Below are 18,828 nucleotides of genomic sequence, written 5' to 3'. Positions count from 1 at the left end.
CCGCGGCCGACGGAATCGACTCAGCGAAGGGGGTCGATCACGACTCCGGGATTGAGGATCCCGGACGGGTCCAGCACGGCCTTGCCCGCCCGCAGGGCCGCGGCGAACAGGTCCGGGCGCTGCCGGTCGTACCACGGCCGGTGGTCCCGGCCCACCGCGTGATGATGGGTGATGGTGGCGCCGTGCGCGATCAGCGCCTCGGAGACCGCCTGCTTGATCTCGTCCCACTGCTCGACGGTCCTGCCCCACGCGCCCGCGGCGTAGACCCCGAAGTACGGGGCGGGGCCGTCGGGGTAGACGTGGGTGAACCGGCAGGTCACGACACCCGTGGCGCCGACCTGGCGCATGGCGTCCTGGGCCGCCGCGTCGACGGCCGCGCGGAGCCCGGCGAACCGGTCCCAGGTGCAGGCCGTCTCGAACGTCTCCACGATCATGCCCTGAGCCGCGAGGGCGTCCCGCTGGTAGGGCATCCGCAGGAAGGAGGAGCGCCAGGTGTCGGCGGCCGAGGTCCGCGCGGCCGTGGCCGCGGTGTCGGTGTGGCGCGGCGGCTCCGGCAGCGTGCCCCCGTGGTCGCGGCACAGCTCCAGGGCGCGTTCCATCCAGACGGTGACGGGATGATCGGCGGACTCGAAGCCGAGCACGAGGACCGCGGTCGGACTGCCCGCGTTGATGAACGCCTCCATCGGGTCCAGCAGACGGCAGTTGGCCGGATCGAGTCCGGACTGCGCCAGCGCTCGTACGGCCCGGACGCCCGCCTCGTAGTCCTCGAAGGCCACCGACGCTCCCGCCCGCCAGCGCGGCCGGTCCTGAAGCCGTACCCAGGCCTGGGTGATGACACCGAGCGCTCCCTCGGAACCGAGGAACATCCGGTCGGGCGAGGGACCGGCACCGGAACCCGGGAGGCGGCGGCTCTCCACGACCCCGGCGGGGGTGACCACCCGCAGCGACTCGGTGAGGTCGTCGATGTGGGTGAGGCGGGTCGCGAAATGACCGCCGGCCCGCGTCGCCAGCCAGCCGCCGAGCGTGGAGAACTCGAAGGACTGGGGGAAGAACCGGAGCGTGTACCCGTGCGGCCTGAGCTGCTCCTCCAGGTGCGGACCGAGGGCGCCGGCCTGGACGAGCGCGGCCCGGCTGGTCCCGTCCAGCTCCAGGACCCGGTCCATGGAGCCGAGATCCAGGCTGACCACTCCGGCGTACTCCGCACCCGTACGGACTTCGACGCCTCCCACGACCGAGGTGCCGCCACCGAACGGGACGACCGCGACGCCGGCGCCGTCGCACCACTCCAGCGTCCGCACCACCTCGGCCTCCGACGTGGGCCGCACGACGAGGTCCGGCACATGGGGCAGCTCTCCGAGCAGCGCGCGGACGACGTCGCGGAACGCCTGGCCGTGACTGTGCGCCAGCCGGTCGCGGACGTCGTACGACGCCAGCCGGGCCAGCGCGGGCGGAGCCGTGACCCGGCTCGGGGCCACCTCGAACGACTCCACCGGGGGCGCCGAATGCACGGTCAGGTCCGCGTCCGGAAGCAACGCGGCGGTGCGCCGGGTGAGTTCCGCCCGCTCCGCGCCGGTCACCGCGTCCTCGACGTTTCCCCAGCCCCACCACGAACGCGTCCTGCCACTCATCGTCTCCCCAGGCGTTTGAATTGAACGATGGGTAACTTACCGCTCGGTCACTTTGGCATAGGGTGGAGACATGAGCAAGCAGCCGAGGGCGACGCAGGGCGTGGGAACCAAGGGGATGCCACGCAAGGACCGGGAGCGGCTGATCCTGGAAGCGGCCGCCGAGGAGTTCGGCACGAAGGGCTACGCGCGCGGGTCGACCGCGCACGTTGCCGCGCGGGCCGGCATCACCAAGCCGATGATCTACGAGTACTTCGGGTCGAAGGACAGCCTCTATCTGACCTGCCTCGACCAGGCCGGCACCCGCCTCGTCGAAGCCGTCGGGTCCGCCCAGCGGGGGCCCTCCGACCTCTCGCGCGCCGTACGCACCCTGGAAGCCGTCTTCCGCGCGCTCGAATCGCGCCTGCACGACTGGGAACTCGTCTACGACGGGACGCTTCCGGTCGAAGGCCCGCTGCACGACGCCGCGGCCGTGTACCGGAGGGAACTCAACCGGATGGGCGCCGTGGGCGTGTCCGAGTTCCTGCACACCGCCCCGGCCGTGGAGCCCCTCGACGCCGACCTCGTCACCCATCTCTGGTACGGGACCGTGAGCGCCGCCGTCGCCTGGTGGCGGCATCACCCCGAGCAGACGGCCGACGAGATGGCCGCGCGCTTCGAACGCATCGTCGCGGTGCTCTGCCCGGACCTGTGGGCGATCCCCGACGCGGCCACGGGCGCATCTGGGATGACGGGAGGGGCCTCCGGCGTGTCCGGAGGATCATCCGGCAACCGCCCGGCCTAGGGGCTGTCCGGCGGATCATGCCGCGGTCGCGGGGCCTGGTACGCCGAACTGCGGCGTTGTCGTCGGTTGCCGACGTTCGGCGCCGCCGCCTGGGTCATGTCCGGCTCACGCCATCCTCCAGAACCTGAAGCTCTTCCCCGGTGGGTCGAACACGGTGCCCTCCGAGGAGGCGTAGATCTCCGTGCCTGTGCAGTTCTCGCCCGTGTAGACGGACATCCAGCCATAACCGCTGCGCGCCGAGCCGATGGCGGCGAGTCCGAGTTCCGACGCGTTGTGGCACCCGAGCTGCGCTACGCCCATGCGCCCGGTGAAGTCCTGGTTCTCCCACACGCAGAACCCGGGGAACGGCGAGCAGTCCTTGTAGGCCGCCTGGGCCGACGTCGACGTGTTCGTCACGAACAGTGCTGTCAGAGCTGCCGCGAACAGGATGCTGAGCGATCGGCGTTTCATACGAGTCCCTTCAGGTAGGTACAGGCCGGTCCCCGCAGGTGGAAACCGGTACACCGCCGAGTGTGGCGAGGACCGGTCGTGCCATGCTCAAGGCCGGTGCGGCTGCCGCTGGATCCTGTCTGGCGGATCATGGCGGAGCCAGAGTTTGATCGCGGCTGCCGTAACGGTGCCGTGGAAGACGTAAGCCCTCTTGTCGTAGCGGGTGGCGACGGCCCGGGAGCTCTTGAGTCGGTTGATGGTCCGCTCGATCTCGTTGCGGCGTTTGTAGGTCGCATGGTCGAAGCCGGCGGGTCGGCCACCTTTGTTGCCGCGTCGTTTGCGGTGGGCCCGCTGGTCCTTCGGTTCCGGGATGGTCTATTTGATCTGCCGTCTGCGCAGGTACCGGCGGTTGCGGCGAGAGCTGTACGCCTTATCTCCGCCCAGGTGGTCGGGGCGGGTGCGCGGATGGCCACCGCCGGGGCGCTTGACCCGGATCCGTTCGAGCGGGCCGCCCTTCGGGCGACGACGCGAATTGTCAGACAGGCCCTAGCAGACCGGGCGGCGCTCTCGCAATCCGTGCGATGCCGACTGACGCGCGGACGGTTGTGGTGCCGGACGCCATGTCATGGCGGTCACAGGCGGTCGACTCTGGGGTTCCGCAACGCCCCGCATGCGGGGAGCCAGGGACGGCTCCGGACGTGCGGGGGCCGGACATCCCCAGAAGGAGCCGCCCATGCGACGCCCCTCACCGTCCCGAAGGCACCGGAACCGGCCGGTCCACCTGCTGAGCCGCCTCCTCACCGTCGCGGCCCTGGTCCTGGGGGCGGCCCTGACCGGCCCGGTGCCCGCCGCCCAGGCCGCCGTGCCGGTCACCCGGGTCACCGGCTTCGGCTCGAATCCGGGCCAGTTGAACATGTACGTGTACCGTCCGGCGTCCCTGCCCGCGAACCCGCCCGTGGTCGTCGCCCTGCACGGGTGCACACAGAGCGCCCAGACCTACGCCGACAACTCCGGACTGCCCGGGCTCGCCGACCGGGACGGCTTCGTCCTCGTGCTCGCCGAGACGACCTCCTCGAACAACATCAACAAGTGCTTCAACTGGTTCCAGACGACGGACAACCGACGTGGACAGGGCGAGGCCCTCTCCATCAGCCAGATGGTGAGCCACGCCGTCTCCGCCTACGGGGCCGACCCCGGACGCGTGTACGTCACCGGCCTGTCCGCGGGCGGCGCCATGACCTCGGTCATGCTGGCCGCCTACCCCGACGTCTTCGCCGCCGGCGCGGTCGTCGCCGGTCTGCCCTACGACTGCACCCGCGACAACAGCCCGTACACCTGCATGAACCCCGGAGTCGACCTCGCCCCGAGCGCCTGGGCCCAGCGGGTCCGCGACGCCTACCCGTCGTACGACGGCCCCTGGCCCCGTACGGCGATCTGGTACGGCGAGCAGGACACCACCGTCGTACCGCGCAACGCCACCGAGCTGCGCGACCAATGGACGGCGGTCCACGGGCTGTCCCAGACCCCCACCCGCAGCTCCGTCATCGGACCCGACTCCACCCGGCACGACGAATACCTGGCGGCGGACGGCACGGTCGCCGTCGAGGTCGACGCGGTACCCGGCATCGGGCACGGCACCCCGGTCGAACCGGGCAACGGTGCCCAGCAGTGCGGTGCCACCGGTGCCCCGTACTTCCTCGGCTCGATCTGCTCCAGCTACTGGATCGCCCGCTTCTTCGGCCTCGAAGGCACCGGATCCGGCGGGGGCTCACTGCCCGCACCCACCGGACTGGCCGCGGGCGCGGTCACCGGCACCAGCGTCAGCCTGACCTGGGAGGCGGTGAGCGGCGCCGCCGACTACACCGTGTTCCGCGACGGCGCCCCGGTCGGGACCGCGAGCGGTACGTCGTACACGGACACCGGACTGACGGCGGGCACCACGCACACCTACGCGGTCGCCGCGCGCGACAACGCCGGTACGGCGGGCCCTCGTTCGGGAACGGTCACCGTCACGACCACCGGCGGCGCCACCGCCGCCTGCTGGACGAGCAGCAACTACACCCACGTCCAGACCGGCCGGGCCGTCACCAGCGGCGGCTACACCTACGCCAAGGGCTCGAACCAGAACATGGGGCTGTACAACACCTTCGTCACCCACACCCTGAAGGAGTCACCCGTCGGCACCTACACCATCGCCGACGGCGGCTGCCCCTGACCGCATCTCAGGTCGCGCCCACACAAGGGGACTTGGGCCGCCATGGTGGCCGGCACTGCTCCCGCCACCGCCATCATGGCGGCCCGACACATGTCCCCATGGACCCCCGTCTTACTAGCCTCCGGCGCGTTCACCCCACCCCACCCCATTCCATATTCCATCTCACTCGGATTCGAGGTCCCGGATGCTCCACCCCAGCACGGACGTCACCCCACCCGGCGGACGACGGCCCCGATGGCGGGCCGCGCTGTGCGCGCTGGTGCTCGCGACCGCCGGTACGAGCGTCCTCGCGTCGGCCGGCCCGGCACCCGCCGTCGGCGGCCACGGCCCGCACACCGGGACCTGTTCCACGGACGATCCGCCGCGGGTACCCGGAGCCTCCTTCCAACAGGCCGCCTGTCTCGACGAGTTGACCACCGCCGGGACCGTGGCCTCCGGACACACCGACCCCGCCGACTACGCGGGCCTGACGCCCAAGGACCTGCCGACGCCCAGCGGAGTGCCCGGGACCCAGATCGACGGCTACTTCCCCGACACGTCCACCACCAACACCGACCACGGCTGGAATCACGACGCGCAGTTCGTCATCCGGCTGCCCGACCACTGGAACGGCGGACTCGTCGTCGCCGGAACACCGGGCAACCGGGAGCAGTACGCCAACGACCGCGCGATCTCCGACTGGGTGCTCTCGCGCGGCTACGCCTACGCCGCCACCGACAAGGGCAACACCGGCCTCGCCTTCTACCGGGACGGCGACCGCCCCGGCGACGCCATCGCCGAGTGGAACACCAGGCTCACCCAGCTCACCCGGGCCGCCCGCGCCGTCGTCAGACAGCGCTACGGGAAGTCCCCCTCCCGCACCATCGCCACGGGCATGTCCAACGGCGGCTACCTGGTCCGCTGGCAACTGGAGAACCACCCCGAGCTCTACGACGGGGGAGTCGACTGGGAGGGCACCCTCTGGACCTCCGACGGACCCGGCCTGCTCACCTTCCTGCCGCCCGCGCTGCGCGCGTACCCGGTCTACGCGGCCGGCGGACCCGGCGCCGAGGCGGCCCAGGAAGCGCTGCACGCGGCCGGCTATCCGGCCGGGTCGGAGTTCCTGTGGCCGTACCACTACAAGACCTACTGGGATCTGACCCAGCGCATCTACCGTGAGGAACTGGACCCCGGCTACGACGGGACGACCGAGGCGGGAACCCCGTTCTGCGCCTCCGGAACCCCCGACTGCGACGCCGACTACGACTACGGCGCGAGACCGCGGTCCGTGCACCGCGCCGTCGACCGCATCGCGCTGACCGGGCGCATCGGCAAGCCGCTCATCACCCTCCAGGGCACGCTCGACGTGCTGCTGCCGATCAGCCGCGACGCGGACGTCTACGCCCGTATGGTGCGCGAGGCCGGGCGGGGACCGTTGCTGCGGTACTACCGCATCGCGGACGGGACGCACACCGACTCGCTCGTCGACGCCTTCCCGGACCGGCTCCGTCCGATGACCCCCTGCCACCGCTCGGCCTTCACGGCGCTGGAACGCTGGCTGGCGGGTGAAGGACGCCCTCCGGCCGGCCGCACCGTGCCGCGTCCGGCGGACGCGGACGCTTCGACACTGCTGACCGCATGCCCCTTGGAACAGCGTGCGGGCAGGCGCCACTCGGCCGCACGCTGATCGGGCGTCTTGCCGGTGTGCCGACGGGCTCCGCTTCGGCAACCTTGTCCAGGTCTTCGTCCCGCTGCCCTAATCTGGCGCATATGAACGCACCGGGGGACATGATCGACGGACGCTTCGAGTTGATCGATCGGCTGGGCAGCGGGGGTATGGGCACGGTGTGGCGGGCTCGCGACACCGTGCTCGACCGGGACGTCGCCCTCAAAGCCGTACACCCCGAGGCGGAGGCGTCCCAGGCGGTCCGCGAACGGGTCATGCGCGAGGCGAAGGCCCTGGCACGGCTCAGCAATCCGCACGTGGTGACCGTCCACCAGATCGTCGACACACACCCCCACCCGTGGATCGTGATGGAGCTGGTGCCCGGCCAGTCATTGCAACAGCGCTTGTCGGAAGGAGTGTTGAGCCCGGCGGAGACCGCTCGCATCGGCCGTCAGGTGCTCGCAGCCCTGCGAGTCGCCCACGCGGCGGGCATCCAGCACCGGGACGTCAAGCCGGCCAACGTCCTGCTCCGTCCCGACGGCCAGGCCGTGCTCACGGACTTCGGTATCGCCGCTCTCCAGGGCGCGACCGCGCTCACGGTCACCGGCGAACTCGTCGGCTCCCCCGAGTACATGGCCCCCGAGCGCATTCGTGGCCACGGCGACGACCCGGCCTCCGACCTGTGGTCCCTCGGGCTGCTCCTGTACGTGTGCGTGGAGGGTGTGAGCCCGCTCCGCCGTGTGACCACGCTCGCCACCCTGGCCGCTGTCCTCGACGATCCGGTTCCACCGCCCGTGCGCTCCGGCCTCCTCTCCGAGGTCCTGCGGTCCCTCCTCGTACGCGACCCGGCCGCCCGCCCCGACGGCGCGCGACTGGACGCGATGCTGGCCCAGGTCGAGTCGGGCGCCTCACCACGGTGGGACCCACCGACGCTGACGGCGGCGTCGATCCCGGCCCCGCCCGTCCCGGTACCGTCCTTCCCGGCCCCGCCCGTTCCGGCACCGTCCTTCCCGGCCCCGCCCACCCGGCCGGATTCCCCGGTCCCCGGACATCCGCACCGGCACCGCGGAGCCGTCCTCGCCGTCGCGCTCACCCTGACCGTCGTCGCGGTCACCACTCTGGTGCTCACTCTTGGCCCGTTCGGCGACGACAAGCCCTCCGACCGGGCAGCAGGCTCCACGCCGAGTCCATCCGCCGTACCCGCCACCACACCTCAGAGTTCGCAGCCGCTGCGGAGTCCGAGTCCCGCCGCCGAGCCCAGCGATCCGGTGGTGTCCAGTCCCGCCCGTAGTGATGCGGTGGTGTCCAGTCCCGCCCGTTCCGAGTCGTCGCCCGTTCCGGCGGAATCCGGTCGCTGGATCGCCCAGCTGTCCTCCGAACCCGTCTCCTCGGGTACCGCGGCCCGCGACCGGCATCTCGCGGACATCCGTCTCTCCGTGCCGGAAGCGCTCGTGCTGCGCAGCGACGACTACGCGCCCCTGCGCCCCGGCTACTGGGTGATCTACGCGCCCGGTCCGTTCGCCGACAACCGCGCGGCCCTCGCGTTCTGCGCGGAACGCGGCCGCACGACCACCAACAGCTGCATCGGCCGCTACATCAAGGGGCGTGGCTGAGCCGACACCCGCCTCAGACGTGCCCCGGTGCCGCCTCCGTGGTCGTGGGGTTCGCTCGGGTGTGCCGGGGGAGGAGCAGCGGGGTCGCCAGCAGGAGCACACCGGCCAGCGCGATGGCCGTACGCGGGCCGAGCAGGGCACCCAGTACGCCCCACAGCGCCGTCAGGAGTGCGGTCGCGCCCTTGGTCGTCACCGCCCAGGCCGTCAGCGTGCGGGCGACCCGGTCGTTCGCGGTGCGTTCGAGACGGCAGGTGGAGTAGACGGGGTTGAAGACCCCGCAGCAGAAGATGAGCCCGAACTCGACGCCCATCACCAGCAGCAGCCCTCCGGTGCCCGGTCCCAGGAAGGCGAGGCCGAGCGGCCAGAGGGCGCGCAGCGCCCCGGACCCGACCAGGACCCGATGCTGCCCGAACCGGGTGACCAGCGGCCGGGCCAGCCGTGAACCGAGCAGTCCGCCGATCGAGGGCGCGGCGAAGGCCAGGCCGTACTGCCACGGCGTGAACCCGAGCCTGCCGAGCATCAGGACGGCCAGCAGCGGCTGGGCGGCCATCACCAGGCCGTTGAACACGGCTGTGTTGAAGAACAGCGGACGCAGGGTGCGGTCGGCGAGGATGTACCGCCAGCCGTCGAGCAGGTCCGAGGCCCGCATGCGCGCGGCCCCCCGGCGTTCGGGCGGCGGTTCGTGCCCGCCCGTCGCGCGGATGCCCAGCGCGGAGAGCAGATAGCTGACCCCGTCGGCCACCACCGTCGCCACCGGACCCAGAAGCCCGATCGCCGCGCCGCCCAGCGGCGGTCCGATGATCGTGGTGGTCCAGGCCGTCGACTCGAACCGGGCGCCCGCGACCAGCAGGTGCTCGGCCGGCACGAGCGTCTTCAGATACGCGCCGGAGGCGGCGCGGAAGGTGATGTCGGCGGCCGCGACGACCACCGAGACGAGCAGGAGCTGAACGAAGGTGAGCGCGCCGAGCGCGAAGGCGGCGGGGATCGTCAGCAGCGCGGCGAACCGCACCAGGTCCATCGCCACCAGCACCGGCCGCTTGCGCCGGAACTCCACCCACGGGCCGAGCGGCACCGCCGCGGCCGCGCCCACCGCGGCCCCCACGGAGGCGAGCACGGCGACCTCGGCCGGTCCGGAGTGCAGCACCCGGATGGCGATCAGCTCGAACGAGCCGAAGGCGAGCCAGGTGCCGAGAGCGCTCGCCCCGTACGCCCCCCAGAGCCACCCGAACCGCCGCCCCAGCCGGTGCCCGCTCCTCATGCCGACACCCTCGCTCCTCGCCCACAACCGGTCCGCGTCCGAAGACATCAAAGCGAGCACCGCGACCGGGGATCAAACAACCGTGGGACCACACGCCACAACCATCGGTTGTGGCGTTAGGGTGGTTCTGTGGACCTCGACACTGTCCGGACGTTCGTCGCCGTCGCCGACGCGGGGCAGTTCCAGGAGGCCGCCGCCGAGCTGGAGGTCACCCAGCAGGCCGTTTCCAAACGCGTCGCGGTGCTGGAGCGCACCCTCGGTGTGCGGCTGTTCACCCGTACACCGCGAGGCGCCGAACTCACCATCGACGGCCAGGCGTTCCTGCCCCACGCGCGTGAACTGCTGCGCGTGTCCGAACGCGCGGTCGCGTCCGTGCGCACCGGCCGCCGTCCGCTGCGCGTCGACATCATCGCCTCGCGCGGCGCGGCGTCGGGCCTGATGCGCGGCTTCCACCGTACGTACCCCGAGGTCGACCTCGACGTGGTGATGCTGTTCGAGATCGAGGCGGCGGTCGCCGCCGTCCGGTCCGGTGCGATCGACGCGACCTTCCGTGCGGTCGCCGTGCCGGGCCGACCCCTCCCCGAGGACATCGAGGCCGTACGGGTGCTCGACGAGCCGCTCCAGCTCCTCACCGGCGCCGCCCACGCGCTGGCGGAAGCCCGGTCGGTGACCGTCGCCGAGCTCGTCGGGCACCGGATCTGGATGCCGGGCATCGTCCCCGGGACCGAGTGGGCCGCGTACTACGACGACCTGGTCGCCGAGTTCGGTCTGACCATCGAGGCGACCGGTCCGAACTTCGGCTCCGACGCGCTCCTCGACACCGTCGCCGACACCCCGGCGCTCGCCACGTTCATGGGTGAGCGGACCCTCCCGAGGCTGTCGCCGGGAGGTGCCCCCGACGTCTGGCGCGACGAGCGCGGCCTGCGCCTGATCCCGGTGACCGACCCGACCCCCGTCTACCCGCACTCGCTCCTGTGGCACCGCGACAATCCCCACCCGGCGCTGGCCACGCTCCGCGCCTACCTCGCCGCCGCGGCGGCCGGTCACGACACGGCCGGGACCTGGACGCCGGGCTGGGTGATCCCGCGCTGATCGCGGCGGACCAGCTTGCCGTCGCAGGGCTGGAAGGCGTCACCTCGCGCCGCCCCCGCACCCGGCAGCCGCCGTCCTCACGGAGAAGAGGGCCGCCCTTCGGTCCCTGCCCGCAGGACCTCGTCCAGTGAAGTCGCCCGGTGTCCGGTGAGGTCCTCGACGGCGGTCGTCACGGTGGCGAGAGACCCGTCGGCGATCGCCGCGTACGTGGACACCCACGCGTCGAGCTGCCAGTCGGGCGCCCCGTACCGCGCGCGGGAGGCGTACGCCTCCTCGGTCGTCTCCGGGACGTAGGAGACCGGTGGGCCGCCGACGGCGCTGAGGATCCGGGCCACTTCGGTCAGGGTGAGGGACTGCGGTCCTGTGAGCTCGTACGTGCGGCCGGTGTGCGGATGCGGATCGAGCAGTACCGCCACCGCGGCGTCGGCGATGTCGTCCTGGGCGACCAGTGCCGCTCTGCCGTCACCGGCCGGCCCGCGGATGACGCCGTCGGCGCCCACGAGAGCGGGCATGAAGTCGGCGTAGAGGTTGTCACGCAGGAAGGTGCAGGGGATGCCGGCGGCACGGATGTGCTGTTCGGTGTGCCAGTGGTCCCGGGCCAGGGTGAAGGTCGCGTCGGGCGCGGCCCCGTAGAAGGAGATGTAGACGAGGTGCGCGACACCGGCCTGAGCCGCGGCATCGATGAAGGTGCGGTGGTCCCGGAGCCGGTCGGGGGACTCCGAGGCCGAGACCATCAGGACGCGGTCGGTGCCGCGCAGGGCGCTTACGAGGGCTTCGTGGTCGTCGTACGCGCCGGGCACCGCGACCGCGCCGGTGAGCTGCGGAGCGCGGGAGGGGGTGCGGGCCAGGAGGGTCTGCGCGATTCCGGCGGCGGCCAGCCTGCGCGCGATACGCCCGCCCAGGCGGCCGGAGGCTCCGGTGATCGCGTAGGTGGCATCGGTGGGAGCCAACGTTCTCCTCCTTGAGCGGGCGCAGGGCGCAGGGCGCCGGGCGTCGGTTTCGCCACGGTGGCCGTGGCGGCGGGCAGCGGGTCGGCCGGTGGTCGCCCGGTCCACGGGGTGGCGGACGCGGGTGAAGGGGTTCCCGGACGAGTGTGACGGTGGTTCGGTGGACGGGCTCGTCGGACGAGCCCGTCGGACGGGCTCGGCGGTTCCGTCGGTGATTTCGCGGTTGTCCGTGGGGGAACGGCGTCGTCGACCGGGCCGGCGCACAGTCTGCTTGCCAACTTCCTTGCAGGATCGCGGTGTTCGGACCGGTTCAGATCTCGACCGCCGCGTAGGACTCGACGTAGGAGTCACCGTCGGCGCCGTAGTACGTGCAGGTGCGCACCGCCAGGTCGACGTCGTACCGGACGACTCCCGCCTTCCAGCAGCCCTGGACGAACTCGGGGAACGTCGTCCGGCCCGCCTGGTCGGCGCGCAGCGCCTCGACCAGCGCTTCGCGGTCGAACGGCGGGACGTCGACCGTGCCGGTGATCAGCGGCTCCCCTTGGACCGCGACCGGGCCGGCGGCGGTCACGTAGAGCATCGCGTTGGACGGCACGGCCATCTCGCAGCGGGTGACGCCGGCCTGGCGCAGCACCTCGGCGAGGTGGGGGAAACCGCCGGCCCGGGGACGGACGGCGTCCGCGCGCGTCATCGCGGCCCGCAGATTGCCGATCGCGTCGGTCATGGTGCTCTCCCGGAGAGGTGTGGTGCGGGCGCCGCGGAACGTTTCACGGCGGTAGTACGATGACAACAAACTTACAGAACGACAATATGTTGTCAAAGGGATGTTGTCGACGAGGAGAGAGGTGACCGGCGTGCCTGATGTGCCGGACGAAATGGCCCTGCTGGTCGCGGACGTCTACGAGGCGGCAGGCGTGCTGCGCAGGTCGGGGGAGGCGATCGCGGCGGCCGAAGGGCAGACACAGGCGCGATGGCAGGTCCTCAGCGCCGTCTCCGACGAGCCCCTGCCGGTCGCCCGGGCCGCCCGCCGCCTGGGCATCACCCGCCAGGGGGTCCAGCGCATCGCCAACGACCTCGCCCGCGACGGACTGGCCGACTTCCGGCCCAACCCCGATCACCGGAGCTCACCGCTGCTCGGCCTCACCCCCCGAGGACGCCGTGTACTGGCCGGGATCACCGACCGCGCCGCGGCGGCCCACCGTGTGCTCTCCGCGGACATCGCCCCCGCCGACATCGTCGCCGCCCGGGACCTGCTGCGCCGGGTGGTCGAGCAGGTGCGGCAGCGGGAAGGCGAGTAGGCGGTCCCGAGGCGTCGCTGGGCTCGTTCCGGCCCGCGCACTCATCTGCCGACGCCGGTTCTCGACGGCTCAGCGCCGCCACTCGTAGACACCGAGAGAGGTCTCCACGACCTCCTGGGGCCACGTGGCGCGGACACGCCGCAGTCGTTCGTGGTGCTCATCGGCCCATCCGCCGGCCAGGCGGACCGGGACACGGACGGATGTCCCCGATGCGGCCATGTCCGCCACCACGATCACGGCGGTCCCGTTCCGGCCGGACAGCTCGAACCGGATCTCGGGGGTGCGCCCGTCATCCATCCAGACGGCGTTCCGCCCGGCTGCGATCTCTCCCAGGACCTGTGACCAGCTGTCCAAGTCGTCCGGAGTCAGACACGCATCGAGACGTCCTTGGGCGAACCCGCTGGTGACGACGATCTCCGCATCGAGGTAATCGTGCATGGTCAACACCCCGGGCATCGTCCGGCCGAGAACCCTGACCTCAAGACCGCCCTCCCCGTCGACCAGACGGACGAGATCCACCATGCTGTCCTCCGCCATGCCTGTTCCCCACTCCCGAGTCGACTCTCGTCATCATGCACGTGCGTCAGCGGGTGGGGTGCCGCTGGTCGAAACAGTCCGCAGGACCGGCCTGGATCACGCGATAATGATCACTGGTCACCTGTGCGTACTCCTTGGGGAGGTCTTGTGAGTCCGAGTCCGCGCGAGGTGTTTCTCCAGCTTGTTCATGGGGTTGCCGACGGGAACCTCGACGAGTTGCCCGACCTGTACGGCGAGGTCACCGATGTCCGGCATCCGATGGCGGCGCGGGAGTCGGAGCCGTTGACGAGTCGGCGTGCGCTCCAGGAGCACTTCACGGTGCCGCCGGAGGCCCGGGAGTCCTTGCCGAAGAGGCGGGTCGTCGATGTCGTCGTTCACGAGACCGCCGATCCTGAAGTGATCGTCGCCGAGTTCGCCTACGAGTTCACGTTGCCGGACGACTCCACGGCCAAGGTGCCCTGCGTCTTCGTCATGCGTGTCCGGGACGGCCGGATCATCGAGTCACGCGACTACATCGACCCGATTCGTACGTACACGGCACGCGGGGACCTTGACCGGCTCATCGCATCGTTGCGGAAGGACGCTTCCTCAAGGCCCTAGCCTCGCGTTCTCACCGACGAGGCCGTTTCGGCGGCCCCGACGCCCTGGCGGAAGCCGGCGGGCGAAGGCGAGAAGTGGAACGGTTCGGTGTCCGCCCGCGTCGTCCCTCTTCGGGGCACCGCTGCTGTGTCCCGGAGAGGGGAGACCGGATGTATGGGGGCGACTTCGCCAAGTGGACAAGGCGGTTCGAGGACGAGCGCGAGCGCAGGCGCGCCCAGGGTGATCCGGACTGGGGGCGAAGCGCGACGCTGCATCCGGCGGTGTGGGCCGGCATCCAGCGCTTCCAGGTCGGCGAGGACGGTGACGGCGCCAACCTCGTCGGCAAGGCGGACCAGGCCGGCGACGCCGACTACGCGCAGGCGGTCCGGCTCTTCGTCGCCGAGGAACAGAACCACGCCCGTCTGCTCGCCCGGCTGCTGGCCGCGGGGGGCGTAGCGACGTTGACCGGGCACTGGAGCGACGCGGCCTTCGTACGGCTGCGGCGTCTCATGGGCCTGCGCATGGAACTGCTGGTGCTGATGATCGCGGAAGTGGTGGCGCTGCGTTACTACCGGGCCCTGCGCGATGGCACCGGCGACCCGCTCACCACGGAGGTGGCGGGACGGATCCTGTCCGACGAGCAGCGCCATGTCCCGTTCCACTGCGAGCGGTTGCACGCCTCCCTCGCGGAGCTGCCCCACGCGGCGCGCCGCCCGGTGATGGCCCTGTGGCGACTTCTTCTGCTCGCGGTCTCTCTCGTCGTCGCCGCCGACCACGGCCCGGCACTGCGCCGTCTCGGCATCGGGCGCCTGCGCTTCGTGGTCGATGTCATGACCTCGTCCCGCGAGGTGGTCTCCGACGTGCTGGTGCCCCGCCCGGACGCGTGGACGGGCGCGGGCTGACGACGGACAGCTCCACCGTTTCCCGCAGCCTCTTCAGGAGGGAGGTCGGGCCGTCACCGGCGTGGCCGCGCGGAAGAGGTGCAGGAGGGCCTGGGCCGGCGGGGTGTCCGGGTCGAAGAACTGCGTGGCCAGCGCGGCCGGCACCGCCGTTCCCCGCATGCGGACCTCGTGGCAGCGGAAACAGAACGCCGCCTCGAACAGCACCAGGTCGAGGGAGTCCTCGTACGATCGGACACTCCAGCCGGGGGAGAAGCCGCAGCGCTGCTGTCCGCTGCCGGGCAGGTCCTCGATCAAAGCCAGGGCTCTCGCCGCCTCGCTCCCGGTCCAGTGGGCGACCGTCCTGCCGGGGTAGGGGGCACCCTTCTTGGCCGGCAGGGCGGAGATCCTCACGACCTCGATCAGCGCGGTGGACGCAACGGCTTCGGCGGGGAGCTGCATGGGCACAGTCTGCTCTTCCTGCCGACGGCCGGCCGAGGCGGGCCGGGACCCGGGCCGAGCGCGGTCCGGGCTTGACTTCGGTGTCACGTCTGCGGGGTCGTCAGCCATCGGCCCGGGTGTCCGGGAGGGAGCCGGAGATCTTCGCGTACGGCCGCGTAGAAGCCTTCGCGGCCCTTGCGCTGGCGTTCCAGGAGTGCTTGCCATGCCCCGGGATCGCGGGTGCCCGCGCGTTGGAAGCCCTCCATCTCCATCACCACCGTCACCCATTCCCGGGCCCGGTCCACCACTTCGCGGCTGCCCAGCATGAGCAGGGCCTCCCCCGGAGGATCGCGGTCGTCGGTGGCCCGGGCCATGAGCGGTTCGGCCTCGGCCAGGGGTAACGGGTGCGGATGCGGGTCGTTGCCCATGTGGGCGGCGACACGGTAGGTGAGGGTCACCGACTTCTTCAGCGACCGCGCGTACTCGGAGTACACGGCGAGGCGCCGTTCTTCCCACCGCTCCGCCCGATCCCGTTTGAAGCGCTCGCGGTCGCTGCGGACGAGAGCCAGATACGAACCCAGGGCGCCGATCACGACGCCTACGAGCGCGGGGAGTTGCTGAAGGAAAGCGGACATGATCGCACCGTACCGACCGCGGTGTCCGGGACGGGCGACTTCACGACCGCGTGGACCGCCGAGCACCGACGAAGTGGGCCGCGGCCGCGGACGGGACTGCGGCCCACTCGGCCGGCTCGGGCGGTCAGGACAGGATCTCGACGTACCCGTCGGTGCCGTGCACACGGATCCGCTGCCCGTCCCGGATCAGCCGGGTGGCCCGCTCCACGCCCACGACGGCCGGCAGACCGTACTCCCGGGCGATCACCGCGCCATGCGTCATCAGACCGCCCACCTCCGTCACCAGGCCCGCCACCGCGACGAACAGGGGGGACCAACTGGGGTCCGTGAACGGTGTGACCAGGATGTCGCCCGGCCCGAGATCGGCGTCCGCCATGTCGAGGATGACGCGGGCCCTTCCCTCGATCGTCCCGGCGGAGACGGGCAGTCCGACCAGAGCGCCGTCCGGCACGTCGTCGCGCCGGTAGGACCCGGTGACGGCCTCACCGTCCGAGGTGAGCACCCGGGGCGGTGTGAGCGCCCGGTACGAGCGGAACGCGTCCTTGCGCCGCCGGATGAGCCGGTCGTCCACCCGGTTCGTGCGTACGACGTCGTGGAACTCCTGGAACGTGAGATAGAAGACGTCCTCCTTCTCGTGAAGCACGCCGGCCCGCACGAGGCGCCCGGCCTCCTCCAGCAGGGCCCGCTTGTAGACGAAGGAGCGGCTGACGATGCCGTACTTCGGGTACTCCCGGTACCCGGCGAAGGCCCTGACCTGGTCGACCATCCGCTTGGTCTCGTCGGCTCTGCGGTCACCGTCCGGCAGGGCCCGCAAGCGTGACAGAACGTCCTGTTCCTTCTCCCGCGCCCTCGACCGCCCCTGCTCGAAGCGCCGTTCGGCGGCGCCCGGCTCGAAGTTCCTGACGTTGTCGAGGATCACGGGCACGAGGGCGCTGGGCTGCTCACGCCACCGTGGCCGGGTGATGTCGATCTCGCCGACGCAGCGCATGCCGTACCGGTCGAGATAGGCCTCGATGGCGTCGCGGGCTTCGGTCCCGCCCGCGAGCTTCGCCAGTTCGTCCAGGAAGTCGTCGCCCTCGACGTCCTGAAGGAACGCCACCACCTCCGGTCGGGAGCGGATCACGTCGGCGACGTCGAGCAGCTCCAGGCCCATCTCCGACGTGATGTTGTCAGGAGCGGACAGCGTCAGCGTGTCGGCCGCGTTCTTCTCGCCCAGCCACTCCCCGAGTTTGTCGTTGAGCCACCAGGTGGCCTCCATCCCCGCCATGATCGCCCGCATGTTCAGCGGATCACCGAGGACCCGCTTGTGCTCCTCGAACGCCTCCAGGAGGAAGTCGAACAGCGCCGGTCCGCTCTTCGTCCGGATGCCGCTCTCCAGGGCGGCGACGGACGCCCGGCTGCGCTCGATCAGCTCGGTGACGATGGCGGGATCGGCCTCGGCCGGGGTGGACGCACCGCCCGCCGACGGCCCGCCGGGACCCGTGTCCGGGAGCGAGGGGACGAAGTCGTCGCGGTCGAGGACGGTCTCCAGAGCGTTTCTGACCAGCGGATCCCCCTTTCCCATGACGTCCAGGAGGGCGGCGCGGCCGGCGGGGGAGGCCAGGCGCCGGGTGACGTCGACGAACAGCCTCCCGCCGGCCTCGTGCATCGGCACCATCGCCGTCAGCTGCCACATGGAGCAGCCCAGCGGCTTCATGGCGTCGGTCATCATCTGCTGATGGCCGACGGAGACGTAGACGTGGTTCTCCCGGTCGCCGGCCTCGGGAACGGGGAACAGCGTGGTGATCGGACGGCTCTGCACGATCCGGAAGCCGTCGTCGGTCAGGCACCACTCGATGTCCTGAGGACTCCCGAAACGCGCTTCGATCCGCCGGCCCAGCCGCACGAGCCGCAGGACCTGCTCATCCGTCAGTGACGGCTGCTCCTGCCGCCCCGCGTCGATCGCCACTTCCCGCGTACCACCGGCCGGCAGGGCCTGGACGGCACGCTGTTTGGCGGCGATCGTCCTGGCGACGACCTCGTCGTCCCGCACGGTGAAGACGTCGGGGTTCACCAGTCCGGAGACCAGGGCCTCGCCGAGACCGAAGCCGGCGTCCACGGTGGACACCTTCCGGTTGCCCGTGACGGGGTCGGCCGTGAACAGGATGCCGGCCGCGTGCGGGAAGACCATCCGCTGTACGACGACCGCCATGTGGACCGTACGGTGGTCGATGCCGTTGCGCCGGCGGTAGGTCACGGCCCGCTCGGTGAACAGCGACGCCCAGCACCGGCTGATGTGCCGGAGGATCTCCGCCGGCCCCACGATGTTCAGATACGTGTCCTGCTGGCCGGCGAAGGAGGCCGTCGGCAGGTCCTCCGCCGTCGCGCTGGACCGGACGGCGTAGGCGGCTTCCTCGCCGAGCCGGGCGAGCGCGCGCGTGACCGCCGCCGCGAGATCGTCCGGGACGGTGATCCCTTCGACGGTCCGGCGGATCCGCGCGCTGAGCGTGCGGATCGCGTCCCGGTCGTCCGGGTTCACGCGCGACAGCTCGTCGATCAGGCCGTCGACCGACGGCACCTCCGCCATGATCCGCCGGAAGGCGTCCGTCGTCACACAGAAGCCCGCCGGCACACGGACGCCCTCGATCCGCGACAGCCCGCCCAGATGCGCGCCCTTGCCGCCGACGACCGCGACCTGCGTCCGATCGACCTCTTGAAGATCCAGCACGTACTGCTCAGTCATTGCGATGCCTCCGAGGCGGCCGTGTTCCGTCGTACCGCGATGTCCGATCACCGGCGCCTCCCACTCTGTCGAACCTTCTTGTCGAGCACGTCCTCGTGCCTGGTCGCCTTCCCGCTGACGCGTCGTCCGG

The 18,828-nt window shown here is 71.4% G+C and carries 17 protein-coding genes and 1 pseudogene; 8 read left to right on the top strand and 10 right to left on the bottom strand.

Going from position 1 to position 18,828, the window contains the following annotated elements:
* Positions 1–20: 20 nt before the first annotated feature.
* On the bottom strand, positions 21–1,628 hold the full coding sequence (locus tag ACFYW9_RS23410; RefSeq protein WP_389153578.1) for an FAD-binding oxidoreductase: 1,608 nt from the start codon (positions 1,626–1,628) through the stop codon (positions 21–23).
* Between the two features lie 70 nt (positions 1,629–1,698).
* On the opposite strand from ACFYW9_RS23410, the gene ACFYW9_RS23405 reads away from it, so the two are divergent.
* Complete coding sequence (locus tag ACFYW9_RS23405; RefSeq protein ID WP_389153575.1) at positions 1,699–2,409, top strand: TetR/AcrR family transcriptional regulator; 711 nt, start codon at positions 1,699–1,701, stop codon at positions 2,407–2,409.
* Positions 2,410–2,514: 105 nt separating this feature from the next.
* Here the strand turns inward: ACFYW9_RS23405 and ACFYW9_RS23400 are convergent, their stop codons facing one another.
* Together ACFYW9_RS23400 and ACFYW9_RS23395 are read right to left on the bottom strand one after the other, a co-directional pair.
* Positions 2,515–2,859 carry a peptidase inhibitor family I36 protein gene (locus ACFYW9_RS23400; RefSeq protein ID WP_389153572.1) on the bottom strand — a complete coding sequence of 115 codons (345 nt, stop codon included), beginning with the start codon at positions 2,857–2,859 and terminating at the stop codon, positions 2,515–2,517.
* Positions 2,860–2,946: 87 nt separating this feature from the next.
* A pseudogene (locus ACFYW9_RS23395) lies at positions 2,947–3,342 on the bottom strand (transposase); the annotation flags it as partial.
* A gap of 229 nt (positions 3,343–3,571) precedes the next feature.
* Between ACFYW9_RS23395 and ACFYW9_RS23390 the strand changes: the two are divergent.
* The 3 genes from ACFYW9_RS23390 to ACFYW9_RS23380 all read left to right on the top strand — a co-directional run bounded on the left by ACFYW9_RS23390 (position 3,572) and on the right by ACFYW9_RS23380 (position 8,311).
* A complete protein-coding gene (locus tag ACFYW9_RS23390; protein ID WP_389153569.1) occupies positions 3,572–5,053 on the top strand; it encodes a PHB depolymerase family esterase in 1,482 nt (493 codons plus the stop codon).
* A 184-nt stretch (positions 5,054–5,237) separates the two neighbouring features.
* Positions 5,238–6,719 (top strand): tannase/feruloyl esterase family alpha/beta hydrolase, encoded by a 1,482-nt coding sequence (locus tag ACFYW9_RS23385; protein WP_389153566.1) that lies wholly within the window; start codon positions 5,238–5,240, stop codon positions 6,717–6,719.
* A gap of 83 nt (positions 6,720–6,802) precedes the next feature.
* A complete protein-coding gene (locus ACFYW9_RS23380) occupies positions 6,803–8,311 on the top strand; it encodes a protein kinase (RefSeq protein ID WP_389153562.1) in 1,509 nt (502 codons plus the stop codon).
* A gap of 13 nt (positions 8,312–8,324) precedes the next feature.
* Here the strand turns inward: ACFYW9_RS23380 and ACFYW9_RS23375 are convergent, their stop codons facing one another.
* Positions 8,325–9,569 (bottom strand): MFS transporter, encoded by a 1,245-nt coding sequence (locus tag ACFYW9_RS23375; RefSeq protein WP_389153559.1) that lies wholly within the window; start codon positions 9,567–9,569, stop codon positions 8,325–8,327.
* A 129-nt stretch (positions 9,570–9,698) separates the two neighbouring features.
* On the opposite strand from ACFYW9_RS23375, the gene ACFYW9_RS23370 reads away from it, so the two are divergent.
* Positions 9,699–10,661 carry a LysR family transcriptional regulator gene (locus tag ACFYW9_RS23370; RefSeq protein ID WP_389153556.1) on the top strand — a complete coding sequence of 321 codons (963 nt, stop codon included), beginning with the start codon at positions 9,699–9,701 and terminating at the stop codon, positions 10,659–10,661.
* A gap of 77 nt (positions 10,662–10,738) precedes the next feature.
* Here ACFYW9_RS23370 and ACFYW9_RS23365 read toward each other — a convergent pair whose 3' ends face one another.
* Both ACFYW9_RS23365 and ACFYW9_RS23360 read right to left on the bottom strand, forming a co-directional pair.
* Positions 10,739–11,611, bottom strand: a complete 873-nt coding sequence (locus ACFYW9_RS23365; protein ID WP_389153553.1) for an SDR family oxidoreductase — start codon at positions 11,609–11,611, stop codon at positions 10,739–10,741.
* A gap of 307 nt (positions 11,612–11,918) precedes the next feature.
* Positions 11,919–12,332 carry a DUF1398 family protein gene (locus ACFYW9_RS23360; RefSeq protein ID WP_389153550.1) on the bottom strand — a complete coding sequence of 138 codons (414 nt, stop codon included), beginning with the start codon at positions 12,330–12,332 and terminating at the stop codon, positions 11,919–11,921.
* A 130-nt stretch (positions 12,333–12,462) separates the two neighbouring features.
* Here ACFYW9_RS23360 and ACFYW9_RS23355 point away from each other — a divergent pair, with 130 nt between their 5' ends.
* Positions 12,463–12,906, top strand: coding sequence for a MarR family winged helix-turn-helix transcriptional regulator (locus ACFYW9_RS23355; protein ID WP_389153547.1), 444 nt, complete (start codon positions 12,463–12,465; stop codon positions 12,904–12,906).
* A 69-nt stretch (positions 12,907–12,975) separates the two neighbouring features.
* On the opposite strand, the gene ACFYW9_RS23350 is transcribed toward ACFYW9_RS23355, so the two are convergent.
* Positions 12,976–13,443, bottom strand: coding sequence for a DUF5959 family protein (locus ACFYW9_RS23350; protein ID WP_389153544.1), 468 nt, complete (start codon positions 13,441–13,443; stop codon positions 12,976–12,978).
* Between the two features lie 123 nt (positions 13,444–13,566).
* Between ACFYW9_RS23350 and ACFYW9_RS23345 the strand changes: the two genes are divergently transcribed.
* Both ACFYW9_RS23345 and ACFYW9_RS23340 read left to right on the top strand, forming a co-directional pair.
* Positions 13,567–14,043, top strand: a complete 477-nt coding sequence (locus ACFYW9_RS23345; RefSeq protein ID WP_389153542.1) for a nuclear transport factor 2 family protein — start codon at positions 13,567–13,569, stop codon at positions 14,041–14,043.
* A 149-nt stretch (positions 14,044–14,192) separates the two neighbouring features.
* Positions 14,193–14,924 carry a ferritin-like domain-containing protein gene (locus ACFYW9_RS23340; protein ID WP_389153539.1) on the top strand — a complete coding sequence of 244 codons (732 nt, stop codon included), beginning with the start codon at positions 14,193–14,195 and terminating at the stop codon, positions 14,922–14,924.
* A gap of 33 nt (positions 14,925–14,957) precedes the next feature.
* Here ACFYW9_RS23340 and ACFYW9_RS23335 read toward each other — a convergent pair whose 3' ends face one another.
* The 3 genes from ACFYW9_RS23335 to rph form a co-directional block, all read right to left on the bottom strand.
* A complete protein-coding gene (locus ACFYW9_RS23335) occupies positions 14,958–15,362 on the bottom strand; it encodes a hypothetical protein (protein ID WP_389153536.1) in 405 nt (134 codons plus the stop codon).
* Between the two features lie 83 nt (positions 15,363–15,445).
* Positions 15,446–15,976: a hypothetical protein gene (locus ACFYW9_RS23330; RefSeq protein ID WP_389153533.1), complete on the bottom strand. Its 531-nt coding sequence runs from the start codon at positions 15,974–15,976 to the stop codon at positions 15,446–15,448.
* A gap of 124 nt (positions 15,977–16,100) precedes the next feature.
* On the bottom strand, positions 16,101–18,698 hold the full coding sequence (gene rph, locus ACFYW9_RS23325) for a rifamycin-inactivating phosphotransferase (RefSeq protein ID WP_389153530.1): 2,598 nt from the start codon (positions 18,696–18,698) through the stop codon (positions 16,101–16,103).
* Positions 18,699–18,828: the final 130 nt, after the last annotated feature.

Source organism: Streptomyces sp. NPDC002698 (assembly GCF_042888945.1).
Lineage (GTDB): Bacteria > Actinomycetota > Actinomycetes > Streptomycetales > Streptomycetaceae > Streptomyces.
The sequence above is the reverse complement of the archived record's forward strand: the minus strand, read 5'-3'. Positions and strand labels throughout refer to the sequence as shown.

Coding starts and splice junctions, on each gene's coding strand:
- ACFYW9_RS23390 (WP_389153569.1), top strand. CDS start 3,572: ATGCGACGCCCCTCACCGTCCCGAAGGCACCGGAACCGGCCGGTCCAC.
- ACFYW9_RS23360 (WP_389153550.1), bottom strand. CDS start 12,332: ATGACCGACGCGATCGGCAATCTGCGGGCCGCGATGACGCGCGCGGAC.
- ACFYW9_RS23335 (WP_389153536.1), bottom strand. CDS start 15,362: ATGCAGCTCCCCGCCGAAGCCGTTGCGTCCACCGCGCTGATCGAGGTC.
- ACFYW9_RS23405 (WP_389153575.1), top strand. CDS start 1,699: ATGAGCAAGCAGCCGAGGGCGACGCAGGGCGTGGGAACCAAGGGGATG.
- ACFYW9_RS23330 (WP_389153533.1), bottom strand. CDS start 15,976: ATGTCCGCTTTCCTTCAGCAACTCCCCGCGCTCGTAGGCGTCGTGATC.
- ACFYW9_RS23380 (WP_389153562.1), top strand. CDS start 6,803: ATGAACGCACCGGGGGACATGATCGACGGACGCTTCGAGTTGATCGAT.
- ACFYW9_RS23340 (WP_389153539.1), top strand. CDS start 14,193: ATGTATGGGGGCGACTTCGCCAAGTGGACAAGGCGGTTCGAGGACGAG.
- ACFYW9_RS23350 (WP_389153544.1), bottom strand. CDS start 13,443: ATGGCGGAGGACAGCATGGTGGATCTCGTCCGTCTGGTCGACGGGGAG.
- ACFYW9_RS23410 (WP_389153578.1), bottom strand. CDS start 1,628: ATGAGTGGCAGGACGCGTTCGTGGTGGGGCTGGGGAAACGTCGAGGAC.
- ACFYW9_RS23375 (WP_389153559.1), bottom strand. CDS start 9,569: ATGAGGAGCGGGCACCGGCTGGGGCGGCGGTTCGGGTGGCTCTGGGGG.
- ACFYW9_RS23385 (WP_389153566.1), top strand. CDS start 5,238: ATGCTCCACCCCAGCACGGACGTCACCCCACCCGGCGGACGACGGCCC.
- ACFYW9_RS23400 (WP_389153572.1), bottom strand. CDS start 2,859: ATGAAACGCCGATCGCTCAGCATCCTGTTCGCGGCAGCTCTGACAGCA.
- rph (WP_389153530.1), bottom strand. CDS start 18,698: ATGACTGAGCAGTACGTGCTGGATCTTCAAGAGGTCGATCGGACGCAG.